Source organism: Nocardioides sp. LS1, from assembly GCF_003865225.1.
Classification (GTDB): Bacteria; Actinomycetota; Actinomycetes; order Propionibacteriales; family Nocardioidaceae; genus Nocardioides; species Nocardioides ginsengisegetis.
Map to the genome: position 1 here is coordinate 860,184 of NZ_BIFF01000002.1, position 12,423 is coordinate 872,606.

11 protein-coding genes are annotated in these 12,423 nt (G+C 74.7%); 5 read left to right on the forward strand and 6 right to left on the reverse strand.

What is annotated here, in order from left to right; genetic code table 11:
• Window positions 1-31: 31 nt before the first annotated feature.
• The 4 genes from EJF31_RS09005 to ssd are packed head-to-tail and all read right to left on the reverse strand — an operon-like array spanning window position 32 to window position 3,783.
• Window positions 32-754: a type II secretion system F family protein gene (locus EJF31_RS09005; protein WP_125036737.1), complete on the reverse strand. Its 723-nt coding sequence runs from the start codon at window positions 752-754 to the stop codon at window positions 32-34.
• The gene (locus EJF31_RS09010) at window positions 751-1,518 is read right to left on the reverse strand and encodes a type II secretion system F family protein (RefSeq protein ID WP_125036738.1); all 768 of its coding nucleotides are present in this window, start codon (window positions 1,516-1,518) and stop codon (window positions 751-753) included. Before EJF31_RS09010 ends, EJF31_RS09005 begins: the two co-directional genes overlap by 4 nt.
• Window positions 1,515-2,669, reverse strand: a complete 1,155-nt coding sequence (locus tag EJF31_RS09015) for a TadA family conjugal transfer-associated ATPase (RefSeq protein ID WP_125036739.1) — start codon at window positions 2,667-2,669, stop codon at window positions 1,515-1,517. The genes EJF31_RS09010 and EJF31_RS09015 overlap by 4 nt, the downstream gene beginning before the upstream one ends.
• 52 nt (window positions 2,670-2,721) lie before the next feature.
• The gene (gene ssd, locus EJF31_RS09020) at window positions 2,722-3,783 is read right to left on the reverse strand and encodes a septum site-determining protein Ssd (RefSeq protein ID WP_125036740.1); all 1,062 of its coding nucleotides are present in this window, start codon (window positions 3,781-3,783) and stop codon (window positions 2,722-2,724) included.
• A 141-nt stretch (window positions 3,784-3,924) separates the two neighbouring features.
• On the opposite strand from ssd, the gene EJF31_RS09025 reads away from it, so the two are divergent.
• On the forward strand, window positions 3,925-4,725 hold the full coding sequence (locus EJF31_RS09025) for an HAD family phosphatase (protein ID WP_125036741.1): 801 nt from the start codon (window positions 3,925-3,927) through the stop codon (window positions 4,723-4,725).
• Window positions 4,726-4,986: 261 nt separating this feature from the next.
• On the opposite strand, the gene EJF31_RS22105 is transcribed toward EJF31_RS09025, so the two are convergent.
• Window positions 4,987-5,715 (reverse strand): oxidoreductase, encoded by a 729-nt coding sequence (locus EJF31_RS22105; protein WP_125036742.1) that lies wholly within the window; start codon window positions 5,713-5,715, stop codon window positions 4,987-4,989.
• Window positions 5,716-5,769: 54 nt separating this feature from the next.
• On the opposite strand from EJF31_RS22105, the gene EJF31_RS09035 reads away from it, so the two are divergent.
• A complete protein-coding gene (locus tag EJF31_RS09035) occupies window positions 5,770-6,630 on the forward strand; it encodes a class I SAM-dependent methyltransferase (protein WP_125036743.1) in 861 nt (286 codons plus the stop codon).
• On the opposite strand, the gene EJF31_RS09040 is transcribed toward EJF31_RS09035, so the two are convergent.
• The gene (locus EJF31_RS09040; protein WP_125036744.1) at window positions 6,627-7,277 is read right to left on the reverse strand and encodes a hypothetical protein; all 651 of its coding nucleotides are present in this window, start codon (window positions 7,275-7,277) and stop codon (window positions 6,627-6,629) included. The genes EJF31_RS09035 and EJF31_RS09040 overlap by 4 nt on opposite strands.
• A 149-nt stretch (window positions 7,278-7,426) precedes the next feature.
• On the opposite strand from EJF31_RS09040, the gene EJF31_RS09045 reads away from it, so the two are divergent.
• From EJF31_RS09045 to acs, 3 genes are all read left to right on the forward strand, one after another.
• Window positions 7,427-9,448 carry a histidine kinase gene (locus EJF31_RS09045; protein ID WP_125036745.1) on the forward strand — a complete coding sequence of 674 codons (2,022 nt, stop codon included), beginning with the start codon at window positions 7,427-7,429 and terminating at the stop codon, window positions 9,446-9,448.
• Complete coding sequence (locus tag EJF31_RS09050) at window positions 9,448-10,092, forward strand: response regulator transcription factor (protein ID WP_125036746.1); 645 nt, start codon at window positions 9,448-9,450, stop codon at window positions 10,090-10,092. The genes EJF31_RS09045 and EJF31_RS09050 overlap by 1 nt, the downstream gene beginning before the upstream one ends.
• A 120-nt stretch (window positions 10,093-10,212) precedes the next feature.
• Window positions 10,213-12,213: an acetate--CoA ligase gene (acs, locus tag EJF31_RS09055; RefSeq protein ID WP_260430728.1), complete on the forward strand. Its 2,001-nt coding sequence runs from the start codon at window positions 10,213-10,215 to the stop codon at window positions 12,211-12,213.
• Window positions 12,214-12,423: the final 210 nt, after the last annotated feature.

Sequence of the window (12,423 nt, forward strand, 5' to 3'; positions counted from 1 at the left end):
CGACGGTGGACGACTCGTGGCCTCCCGGCCGCTACAGGTCGAGCGAGGTGAGCAGGGCTGCCACGAGGGGGACGATCCCGATCAGCACGAAGGCCGGCAGCAGGCACAGGCCGAGCGGGACGGCGGCCTTCACGCCGACCGCCCGCGCGCGCTCCTCGACGTCGCCCCGCGCCCGCTCGCCGAGCTCGTCGGCGAGACGCTCCACCGAGCGCACGACCGAGGCGCCCGTCGCCTGCGCCCGGGCCAGGGCGCGTCCGAGCGGCGCCAGCTCGGGGTCGTCGGCGAGCGAGCCCCACACCTCGACCGGGTCGACGCCGAGGGCGAGCCGGGCGGCGACCCGGTCGAGGCGCTCGGTTGCGGGACCGGGGAGGGCGGCGCAGACCAGCCGGAGCGCGTCCCCGGGGGCCGTGCCGGACCGGAGGGCCGAGGCCAGCAGGCTGACGAGGTGCGGGAGGTCGCGGCGGACCAGGGCCCGGCGACGGCGTACGTCGGCGGGCTCCGCGCGTCCGGCCACCACCCACGCCGCGACCGCGACCGCCAGCCCCGCCACCGGCCCGGCGCGGCCGCCGACGAAGAGCGCACCGCCCGCTCCGGCGAGGAGGGCGAGCAGGAGTCGGTGGCGCCGCAACCCACCCGGCCCCGGCGCCGGCGGCACGGCGGCGGCCGGCCCGCGCGGCAGACGGGGCCGCCCGGGCACGAGGAGGAACGCGGCCGCGGCCGCGGAGACGACAGCGAGCCACGCCTGAAGGCTCACGGTCCGGCGTCCACGGCCCGGGCGATGGCCTCGATCCAGGCGAGCCCGGCGAAGCCGAACACCAGGCCCGCAGCGAGGCAGGCGAGCCCGACCGGGTGGCCGAGCAGGAAGCCCCAGGGGTCGCCCCCGGCCCCCGAGCCCATCGCCAGGGACAGGACGGGCAGCCCGGCCACCAGGCGCGCCGTCGCGCGCGCCGAGGCCAGCTCGCCGTCCACGACGCGGCCCGTGGCCGCCGCGGCGCGCAGGTCGCGGGCCACCCGGTCGACCGCCTCGGCGAGCCCCTGCCCGGTGCGGTGCGCCACCTGCCAGGCAGCCGCGACGAGCCGCAGGTCTCCGCAGCCGGGGTCGTCGGCCAGGCCGCGCAGGGCGGAGGGCACATCGGCCCCGACCCGGAACGCCCCGGCGGCCGGCGCGAGCGGTGGCCAGGAGGCGGCGGCCCGGTCGAGCGCGGCACCGGGCGGCTGCCCGGCCGCGAGCTCCGCGGCCAGCAGCTCGCAGGTCTCCCGGACTCGCTGGGCCGTGGCCCGGGCGGTCAGCCGCCGACGCCGTGCGACCACGAGGTGGGCAGCGCCGGCCAGCACACCGGCTCCGATCACGAGCAGCACCATTCGGCGGCCGGGAACAGCCACCACCGACCCGCCGAGCAGCAGACCGGCCACGGCGAGCGACGGCCGGAGTGGCCGGGCCCGGGCCGTGGGCATCGTCGGTCGGCCCGGCAGCAGCAGGAGCACGGTGAGGGCCGCGCAGCCGGCCGCGAGGATCACGCCGACCGCCGCCGAGCCAGCAGGGCGTCGAGCCGCGCGGCCGCCGCCCCGGGCACCGCCCGACCGTCGGGCGCCAGGTCGAGAGCGGACTCCATGGCCACCAGGCCGGAGGACGTGCGCACCGGCACCGCCACCTGCCGCAGCCGGCGGCGTCCGTCGCGATCGCGGCCGAGGTGCAGGACCACGTCCACGGCCGAGGCGAGCTGGCTGTGCGCGGCCTCGCGTCCCAGCCCCGCGGCGAGAGCCAGCGCCTCCACCCGGCTCGGGACATCGAGGGCCGAGTTGGCGTGGAGCGTGCCGCAGCCTCCCTCGTGGCCGGTGTTGAGGGCGGCGAGGAGATCCACGATCTCGCCCCCGCGCACCTCCCCCACGACCAGGCGGTCGGGCCGCATCCGCAGCGCCTGACGGACCAGGGTGCGGAGGTCGATGGCGCCGGCCCCCTCGATGTTGGGCGGCCGGCTCTCGAGGCCGACCACGTGCGGGTGGTCGGGGCGCAGCTCGCTCGCGTCCTCGACCAGGACCAGGCGCTCCCGTGGGTCGACCAGGCTGAGCAGGGCCGAGAGCAGGGTCGTCTTGCCGGTGCCCGTGCCGCCGGTGACCAGGAACGCCAGCCGCGCCTCGACGACCGCCGCGACCAGCCGGGCCGTGGCGGCGGCGAGGGTGCCGGCCTCGACCAGCTCGGCGAGGGAAAAGGCGGTGGCCCGTGGCACGCGCAGCGAGATCACGGTGCCGGGCCGGGACACCGGCGACAGCACGGCGTGGAAGCGGCTGCCGTCGGCCAGACGGAGGTCGACGTACGGGCTGGCGTCGTCGAGCCGACGACCGCCCAGGGCCGCGAGGCGCTGGGCCAGGCGGCGGACCGACTCCTCGTCGGGGAAGCGGACGTCGGCGGGCTCGAGGCCCTCGCCGCGGTCGAGGTAGACGTGCTCCGCACCGTTGACGAGTACGTCGCTCACGCCGGGAAGCCGCAGCAGCGGCTCCAGCGGTCCCGCGCCGACCACGTCGCGCCGCAGCGCCTCGTAGACCGCCAGCACCGTCGCGTCCCCGACCGGCCGGCCCGACTCGCGCAGCGCGACCGCGACCCGGTGGGGCGTCAGGTCGCCCGGCTCGCGCGCCAGCCGCTCGCGGACCGCCTCGAGGTCGCCCGTCATGCCGGGGTCCCCGCGGAAGCGTGAGCGCAGCGAGCGGTTTCGTGGGGTGACTTCATGCCGCGGCCCCCATCACGCGCAGCTGGGCCAGCAGGTCGACGACCGCCCGGCCCAAGGGTCCGCGACGCGACCGCACCGGCCCCATCCCGAGGTCGACGGCCTCCGAGAGTCCCCGCTGGTCGGCCATCGAGGCGAGCACCGGCACGCCGGTCACCCGCGCGATCCGCTCGGGGACGATGCCGGTGCCGCGGACCACGAGCCGCAGCCGGGACCGATCGGCGAGCCGGGCGCACAGGCGGGCCGCGGAGGCCACGCCCCCGACGGTCGGCACGACGACGACCAGCACCCGGTCGCAGCGGGCGACGACCTCGTCCACCAGGGGGTCCGGGGTGCGGGGCAGGTCCACGACGACGGTGTCGTGCCCACGACGGGCCGCCGAGAGCGCCTCGCGCACCGCGAACGCCTGGAGCGTGGCGGGTCCGGCGTGCACCCCGCGCCCCGGGCGCCAGCCGAGCACGCCGAGTGGTCCCCGCCGGGGCACGGCCTCGCGCAGCGAGCGGCCGCTGAGCCGCCCGGTCGTCTGCACCAGCGCCTCCCAGCCGACCCCGTCGACGTCCTCCAGCCCGAGCATCCGGTCGCACCCCGGACCGAGCGGGTCGGCGTCGACCACCAGCGCGTCCCCCGTGCGCGCCGCCACCTGGCCGAGCGCGCAGGCGAGCGTCGTCGCCCCGGCCCCGCCCGACCCGCCGATCACCCCCAGCACCTGCCCCCGGGACGGCGCCCCCTCCCCGGCGTCGGTGAGCACCTCGGTCAGCCACGCGTCCGACCGCGGCAGGTCCGTGACGGTCTCGGCACCGACCCGCAGGGCCGCCCGGAACATCTCCGCAGGCGCCGGACCCCACGTCACGACATGCACCGCGCCGCGGCGTGCCGGCGACAGGTGGGCCACCTCGTCCACCAGGTCCGCGCCGAGCAGGACCAGCGACGCGGCGGACCACCCGCGCAGGGCGGCACCGCCGTCGTGGGCCACGTCGGGGGTCACCCCGGCGGCCGCGGAGAGCCGCAGCAGGTCGTCGAGGAGCGTGTCGTCGCGGGTGATGAACAGCGGAGTGGTCATGCCGCGGATGGTTCCCGGGCACCCGGCCACCCCAATCCGGACGTCGCCCGGCCTGTGGACAACGCATCCCGGACAGGACGCCCGGAACGAGTGACGGCCCACACGAGGAGGTGCGGGCACCCGCGCCCCTACGATGACCGCATGGCGTCCCGCCCCACCGCGGCCTTCTTCGACCTCGACAAGACGATCATCGCCAAGTCGAGCACCCTGGCGTTCTCCAAGCCCTTCCAGGCCGGCGGCCTGATCTCGCGGCGCGCGGTGCTCCGGTCGGCCTACGCCCAGTTCGTCTACCTCGTGGGCGGCGCCGACCACGACCAGATGGAGAAGATGCGGCAGTTCATGTCGCAGCTCTGCGCCGGCTGGGACGTCGCGACCGTCCGCGAGATCGTCGCCGACACCCTCCACAACATCGTCGACCCGATCGTCTACGACGAGGCCGTGCAGCTGATCCAGGAGCACCACCTCGCGGGCCGCGACGTCGTCATCGTCTCCACCTCGGGCGCCGAGGTGGTCGGCCCGATCGGCGAGATGCTCGGCGCCGACCGGGTCGTCGCCACCCGCATGGAGATCGTGGACGGCCGCTACACCGGCGACATCGAGTACTACGCCTACGCCGAGGAGAAGGCGCGGGCGATCCGCGAGCTCGCCGAGCGGGTCGGCTACGACCTGTCCCGCAGCTACGCCTACAGCGACTCGGTCACCGACGTGCACATGCTCGAGGCGGTCGGCCACCCCCACGCGGTCAACCCGGACCGGGACCTCCGCAAGATCGCGGCCGGCAAGGGCTGGCCCGTGCTGGTCTTCGTCAAGCCGGTCGCGCTGCGCGGGCGGGTGCCCCTCCCGCCGGCCAAGCCGGCCCTCGCCGCGCTCGCGGTCGGTGGGGTGGTCGCGGTTGGCGGAGTCATCTGGGCCAATGCCCGCAAGCGCCGCCTCGGGGCCTGACGACCGCCGCGATGACCTCAAAAGTCAAGGGTTGAAGGTCGCTCCGGGAGCGCGTAGAAACGAGAGCAGAACTCCAGAGCAGCACGTGATCCGGGTACCCACGCGGCGATCTACCCTTCCTGAGGGTGCATGCCACAACGGGAAAATCCCGGGGCAGCAGTTAGATGTTGCACGCTTGGTAGCCATCGGGTTCACGTGTCAGCGGCGGCATCCGAATCCCTGGTGAGTCGGGTGCCGCTCGCATGTCCAGACCAGCTGGGCCTACTCCGCCGCCCGTCGCAGCGGGCTCGCCTCGGCGCCCGCGGCGAACGCCTCCGCGGCGTACAGCACCCACGCCTGGACACCGGGGCGCCCGCCCTCGCGGTAGCCCCGGAGGTTCGACTCGTACGCCGACCGCAGGGCCAGGTGTCCGGCTTCCGGGACGACCAGCGACTTCTCGTCGACGCCGCGCGCGACGAGCACGAGCCGCTCGGCGGCCCGCGCGACGAGTCCGTTGTGCGACCCGAACGGCGCCGCGGTGGCCAGGTCGGCGTGCACGACCGCGGCCACCAGCAGGGCCGGGGCGGCGGTCGGCGCGGTCAGGAGCTCGGCCAGGCCCCGCAGCCGGTCCGCGGACGCGGCGTCCCGGGGGCGGCCCAGCTGGTCGGCGGGCAGCGTCGCGGAGCCGGCCAGCGCGTGGATCCGGGCCAGCGCCTGCAGCGGCGTCCGGGCGAGCAGCGGCGCCAGCGACAACAGCTCGGTGGACACCCGCAGGGCGTCCTGGGCGATCTCGTCCCCGGTCCCCTCACGCACGTCGGTCAGCGACGAGGACGAGCCCTCGAGCGCAGCGCTGGCGTGCGCGCCCCGCAGGAGCGACTCGGCGGTCGTCTCGGGCGAGGTGCGGCGCAGCCCGCGGTCGCGCAGCATCACGTCGATGCCGTCCCGCGCGGCGGCGTACGCGGACGGCACGCCCTCGAGGGACGTCAACCAGGCAAGGGGATCCGCGCTCATGGACGTGAAGGCTAACGACCGGTGTCCCGCCACCGAGCCGGTAGCCTGCCGATGATGAGTGACGAGACCCCCACCTGGGCGCGATCCTTCGGCTCCGTGGCCGAGGCCTACGACCGCGGGCGGCCGACGTACCCCCGCGAGGCCGCGGCCTGGCTGGTCGGCGAGCAGCCGGTCACCGTCCTCGAGCTGGGCGCCGGCACCGGCAAGCTGACCGCACAGCTCGTCGCCCTGGGCCACGACGTGCACGCCACGGACCCGGACCCCGCGATGCTCGCCCTGCTGGGCCGCCACCTCCCCGACGTCCGTACGTCGATCGCCGGGGCCGAGGAGATCCCGCTCGCCGACCGCTCGGTCGACGTGGTGGTCTCTGCCCAGGCCTTCCACTGGTTCGACCTGGACCGCGCCCTGCCCGAGATCGCCCGGGTCCTCAAGCCCGGCGGCCGGCTGGCCGTCGTGTGGAACCAGCGCGACGAGCGGATCCCGTGGGTCCGCAAGCTCGGCCACCTGATCGGGACCCAGGACCAGCTCCGCGAGCCGGCCGAGCCGATCGTGCAGTCGGCGCTGTTCGGCTTCGTCGAGGACATGGCGTTCAAGTCCTGGCAGATCGTCGACCGCGACTCCATCCAGGACCTGGTGCTCAGCCGCTCCAACGTCGCGGTGCTGCCGCCGGAGGAGCGCGAGGCCAAGCTGGCCGAGGTGCTGGCGTTCTACGACGACTACGGCCGGGGCATGGACGGGATGCAGCTGCCCTACGTCGTGAGCTGCTTCCGGGCCACCGTGATCGACCAGCCGCGCCCCGGCGCCGCCGAGGACGACTCCGCTCCCGGGGCGCCCGACGACGCCGGTGACCCCGCCCCGGAGGGCGAGGTCTCGGACGGCACGGACACCGACATGCTGCTCATCGACTTCCGTTAGCGGGTCGGGTCCAGCCGGACCTGCGTCGAGACGACCACGGCCCACAGCGGGAACAGCGCGAACGGCAGGAAGGCGCCGGGTCCGAGCGGGGCCAGTGCCCCGAGCACGATCGACGCGACCGCGAGCCACCGCGGCAGCCGACCGGACCTGAGTCCGGAGAGCCCGGCGCCGATCATCATGCAGGTCAGCGCGAGCATCGCCGGGACGAAGTTGGAGTTGTCCAGGATGTTGACGGCCTGGGCCACCTCGGGGACACCCGTGTCGACGGCGTGCATGAGGGCGAAGGCCGTGACCACCCACCCGACGAGGGTGATCCCCATCGCCAGAGCGCCGGCCGCCACGAGGTCGGCGGTCCACGTCCCGCCGAGGCGACGCCGCAGGGCGGTGCCCCAGAAGACGACGACTGCCGCGGCGACGACCATGCCGTAGCCGGTGACCTGGACGAAGAGATGACTGCCGCTGAACTCCTTGATCACGGTGGAGCCGCGTGCGTCGTTCGCGATCTCACCCCCGCTGAGCAGGAAGAGGGCGACGAACAGCACGAGATAGGCGGCGGACAGCCCCACGAGCACCCGGCGGCCGGGCAGGTCGGCGTCGATGGCGGAGGCGCTCAGGGCTGTGGTGACAGGGGAAGTGGTGGTGGTCATCGGGGTGGTCCTCTCGGGTCCGGGTCCGCTCGTCGGGCCCTCCTCCGATCGTGGGACCGCCCAGGGCCGGACGCATCGGGGTGGGCCGGGGGTCGGCTCTCCGTGCGAACACGGACGTGGGGACCACCGAGTGGTGTCAGCATCAGTCCATGGCCCCCACCGCGGTGAGCCGGACGGCCGTCGTGGTCGTCCTCGGGCTCGAGGTGGCGACGTTCGTGGCACTGGTCGCGAGCGACGTCCACCTCGCCACGTCCGGCCACGCCGAGCTCCGACAGCTGCACGGGGCGACCTGGGTCGTGACGGCGGCCATCGGCAGCGCCGCGGCGACCGGAGGATTCCTCGCCTGGGCACGACCGGCGCACCCGGTCGGGTGGCTCTTCCTCGCCCTGGCCGCGAGCCTCCTGCTCTCGGGCGTGATCGACGAGTACGCCGCGGCGCGGCTGCTGGTCGCCCACGACCCCTCGGGCCGCGCCCGGCTGGCCGCCGTCGCCGGCGACGTCAGCTTCGCCCCGTGGCTGGTCCTCGTCGCACTCGTGCTCCACCTGACGCCCACGGGACACACTCTTGGCCCGCGCTGGCGAGCGCTCGCCCGGCACACGGTGGCGGCGGGCGCGGTCTACCTCGCCTGCTCGCTGGTCGGGACCCGGCAGCTCGAGGCGCCGTACCGGGCCGTCGAGAACCCCTGGGCCCTGCCGTCCCTCGCTCCGGTGCTCGACCCGCTGCGCGTCGTGGCGATCCTCGCCGTCGGCGTCGGGCTGATCGGCGCCGCCGCGTCCCTGCTGGTGCGCTTCCGGCGTTCCTCGGCCGACGAGCGGCGGCCCCTGCTGTGGCTCGCGCTGGTGGTGGTCCCGCTGCCGCTCTTCGTGGTCGTGTCGTTCGCGAGCTCGATGACCGGGCACGACTCGGTGCTCATCTGGGCCACCGGTGGCTTCATCGTCCTGGTGCCCGCCGCGGCCGGGCTGTCGGTCCTCCGGTTCCAGCTCTACGAGGTCGAGCGCGTGCTCACCCGCGCGGTCGTCTACGGGATCCTGTCTGCGCTCGTCGTGCTCGTGTACGCCGCCGTCGTCCTGCTGGCCACCCGGGGCCTCGGGACCTGGTCGGGCTCCGGTGAGCTCGCGGCCACCCTCGGTGCGACCGCGGCGGCGCTCGTGGCGCTCCCCCTGCGGGACTGGCTCCAGGACCAGGTCGCCCGCCGGTTCGACCGGCAACGGCACCGGGCCGAACGGGTGGCCCGCGAGGGGCTCGCGGCCGCGCCGACCGGCGTCGACCTGGACGCCCTGCTCGCCCGCGCCCTGGCGGACCCCACCGCCCACGCCGTCTTCGCCGACGAGGAGTCGGGCGGATGGATCCGCGCCGACGGCCGGCCCGCGGAGGCGGGAGCCACCGCGGCGGACGCCGTACGCCATGGCCGGGCCGTGGCGCGAGTCGTCTACGACCCCGCCACCGTGGACGAGCGCACGGCGCGGGCCGTGACCTCGATCGTGGCCGGGGAGCTCGACAACGTGCGGCTGCGCGCCGAGCTCGCCCGCCGGCTGGAGGAGGTCAGCGCCTCGCGGCACCGGCTGCTCGAGGCGCAGCACGAGGAGCGCCGGCGCATCGGCCGGGACCTGCACGACGGCGCCCAGCAGTCCCTGCTGGCGATCGCGTTCGAGCTCCGCGCGGCCGAGCTCAATGGTGACCCCGACCGGATGAGGAGCGCGCTCGCCGGGGGCGTCGTGTCGGTCGGGAAGGCGGTCCGCGAGCTGCGGGCGCTGGCCGACGGCCTGCTGCCGTCGACGCTGGCCGACGGCGGCGTCGAGGCGGCGCTGGAGGAGCTCGCACGCCACTCCCCGGTCCCGGTGTCGGTCTCGGTGCGGACGCCGCCGCTCCAGCCGGCCGTCGCGTTCACCGTCTGGATGATCGCCTGCGAGGCGGTCGTCAACGCCCGCCGGCACGCGAGCGCGACCGCCATCGAGCTGTCCGTCGAGGCCTCGGGGGACGGGGTCGTCGTCGCCGTCGGCGACGACGGGTGCGGGGGCGCCGACCCGGAGGGCCTGGGCCTGCGCGGGCTGCGGGACCGGGTCGCGACCGCCGCCGGGACGTGGGACCTGCGGTCACCCGCCGGCGGTGGCACCCGGCTCCGCGTGTGGCTGCCCGCCGGGCCTGCGGCGCCCCTCGACGGGGTGGCCTGATGAGGATTGTGCTCGCCGACGACTCCACGCTGCTGCGCGAGGGGCTCGCCCGACTCCTCACCGAGGCGGGCATGACCGTCGTCGCCGGCGTGGGTGACGCCGACAGCCTGCTGGCGGCCGTGGCCGAGCACCGCCCCGACGTCGCCGTCGTCGACATCCGGATGCCCCCGACCTACGAGCACGAGGGCGCGCGCGCCGCGGTGGTGCTCAAGGAGACCTACGCCGATCTCGGGGTCCTGCTCCTCTCCCAGTCGCTCGAGGCCCGCTACGTCACCGACCTCGTACGCCGCCACCCGCGTGCCCTGGGCTACCTGCTCAAGGACCGGGTGACCGACGTCGGGGTCCTGGTCGAGGCGCTGAACCGGGTGCGCGACGGCGGCACGGTCCTCGACCCGGACGTCGTGACGCACCTGCTGGGACGCGGCGACCTGGCCTCGCAGCTCACGCGCCTGACCGACCGTGAGACGTCGGTGCTGCGGCTGATGGCCGAGGGGCTGAGCAACCGCGCCATCGGCACGGGCCTCCACATCGACCTGCGCACCGTCGAGAGCCACGTGTCGAGCATCTTCACCAAGCTCGACCTGCCGGTGTCCACCGACGAGAACCGGCGGGTCCGAGCGGTGCTCGCGTGGCTGCAGCGCTGACCCCTGCGCCCTGCTCGCGGCAACCTCCCGGCAACCTCGGCCGGGGCAGGCTGGACGCCGCCACCGGCACAGGTCCTAGGGTGGCGTGAGTCACCACAGGAAGCTGTTGAGGGAGTTGTCGTGAGCACTGAGTCCATCGAAGGTGGGACCCTGTCCAACCTGAGCCGTGAGGACCGGACGTTCGAGCCGCCGGCCGAGCTCGCGGCCCACGCGAACGTCACGGCCGAGGCCTACGACCGGGCCGCGTCGGACCGGGAGGCCTTCTGGGCCGCGGCTGCCGAGCGCCTCGACTGGGCCGAGAAGTGGGACCGGGTCCTGGACTGGGACAACCCGCCGTTCGCGAAGTGGTTCACGGGCGGGAAGCTGAACGCGGCGTACAACTGCGTGGACCGGCACGTCGAGGCCGGCCGCGGCGACAAGGTCGCCCTGCACTGGGTCGGCGAGCCGATCGAGGACAAGCGGACCATCACCTACGCCGACCTCCAGCGCGAGGTGTGCCAGGCAGCCAACGCGCTGACCGCGCTCGGCGTCGGCGCCGGCGACCGGGTCGCGATCTACATGCCGATGATCCCCGAGACCGTCGTGGCGATGCTGGCCTGCGCGCGGATCGGCGCCCCGCACACCGTGGTCTTCGGCGGCTTCTCCTCCGACGCGCTCGCCTCGCGCCTGGTCGACTGCCAGGCCAAGGTCGTCGTCACCGCCGACGGCGGCTACCGCCGCGGCGCACCGTCCGCCCTCAAGCCGGCCGTCGACGAGGCCCGCGCCAAGACCTCCTCCGAGGGCTTCGACGTCGAGCACGTGCTGGTCGTGCGGCGCACCGGCCAGGACCTCGGCGACCACGGCTGGGACGACGCGGTCGACGTGTGGTGGCACGACGCCGTCGGCAGCGCCTCGACCGAGCACGCCTGGGAGCCCTTCGACGCCGAGCACCCGCTCTACGTCATGTACACCTCCGGCACCACCGGCAAGCCCAAGGGCATCCTGCACACCACGGGCGGCTACCTCACCGGCACGTCGTACACCCACCACGCCGTCTTCGACCTCAAGCCCGACACCGACGTCTACTGGTGCACCGCCGACGTCGGCTGGGTCACCGGACACTCCTACCTCGTCTACGGCCCGCTCGCCAACGGCGCGACCCAGGTGATGTACGAGGGCACCCCCGACGCCCCGCACAAGGGCCGCTGGTGGGACATCGTCGCCGAGTACGGCGTCACCATCTTCTACACCGCGCCCACCGCGATCCGGACGTTCATGAAGCAGGGCCGCGAGATCCCCGACGAGCGCGACCTGTCCTCGATCCGGCTGCTCGGGTCGGTCGGTGAGTCGATCAACCCCGAGGCCTACATGTGGTACCGCGAGGTCATCGGCGGCGAGCGCTGCCCGATCGTGGACACCTGGTGGCAGACCGAGACCGGCCAGATCCTGATCTCCCCGCTCCCCGGCGTGACCGCCGGCAAGCCCGGCTCGGCGATGCGACCGCTGCCCGGCATCGAGGCCGACGTGGTCGACGAGGCCGGCGAGTCCGTCCCCAACGGCTCCGGCGGCTACCTCGTCGTCAAGGAGCCGTGGCCGGCCATGCTGCGCACCATCTGGGGCGACGACGACCGCTTCAAGGAGACCTACTGGTCGCGCTTCGCCAAGCAGGGCTTCTACTTCGCCGGCGACGGCGCCAAGCGCGACGAGGACGGCGCCATCTGGCTGCTCGGCCGCGTCGACGACGTCATGAACGTCTCCGGCCACCGCCTCTCCACCACCGAGATCGAGTCCGCGCTGGTCTCGCACCCCAAGGTCGCCGAGGCGGCCGTGGTCGGCGCGGCCGACGAGACCACCGGCCAGGCCGTCTGTGCGTTCGTGATCCTGCGCGACTCCGCCGGCGACGGCGGCGAGGACATCGTGGAGGAGCTGCGCCGCCACGTGCAGAAGGAGATCGGCGCGATCGCCAAGCCGCGCCAGATCATGATCGTCCCCGAGCTGCCCAAGACCCGCTCGGGCAAAATCATGCGCCGCCTGCTCAAGGACGTCGCCGAGCACCGAGAGGTCGGCGACGTCACCACGCTGGCCGACTCCTCGGTGATGAACCTGATCTCGGAGGGCATCGGCTCCAGCAACGAGGACTGACCGACCCGTCGCTTCTTCACGCCGTACGACGCCGACCCGTCGCTTCTTCACGTCGTACGACGCCGACCCGTCGCTCGTTCACGCCCAGCACGTCAACAAGCGACGGGTCGGCGCTTTCTCGCGTCAAGAAACGACGGGTCGGCGATAGGCTGAGACGCGGTGCGCCGGGAAGTCTGGTCGGCATGTCCTTGCCATGCCTACCCGACGGAG